The 440-nt window shown below is 65.7% G+C and carries 1 protein-coding gene; it reads left to right on the top strand.

Annotation, left to right across the window (positions count from 1 at the left end; all coding sequences use genetic code 11):
- Window positions 1-23: 23 nt before the first annotated feature.
- On the top strand, window positions 24-440 hold a 417-nt coding region (locus EOA29_RS40115; RefSeq protein WP_245468869.1), incomplete at its 3' end, for an HAD family hydrolase.

The following is a 440-nucleotide window of genomic DNA, read 5'->3' as shown; positions in this document are numbered from 1 at the left end:
CGTTGGAGCAGGCCTCGCACCATGTGCTCGCCGACTCGATTATCCGCGCGGCCCGCGGCAGACAGCTGATGCTTTCACATCCGCATGGCGTCCATGAATATCGCGGAGCGGGGTTGAAAGGGCAGGTTGGCAATGTATCGGTCCTTGCAGGATCGCGAATGCTGGTGCTCGCCGGCAGGCCGCTGCCCCGCTGGACGCTATGCGGTGAGGAGCAATACCGGAACGAGCCCGTGCTCAGGGTCTTCGTGGCGTTCGACGGGCGCCTTGCCGGCGTATTCACCTTCGGAGATGCCCTGCGTGCGGATGCTCGCGATGCGCTCGGCACCCTCCGCTCCGCCGGCATCGAGCGTATGGTCATGCTCACCGGCGATGACGGCGCCGCGGCAGAGCGAGTGTCGGCATTGCTTGGCCTCGATGCCGTCATCGCCGGTGAGCATGAC

The sequence above is a fragment of the Mesorhizobium sp. M1E.F.Ca.ET.063.01.1.1 genome, assembly GCF_003998155.1.
In the GTDB taxonomy this organism is placed as follows: Bacteria; Pseudomonadota; Alphaproteobacteria; order Rhizobiales; family Rhizobiaceae; genus Mesorhizobium.
Note: the sequence above shows the minus strand (reverse complement) of the source record. Positions and strands in the feature narration are given on the sequence as shown.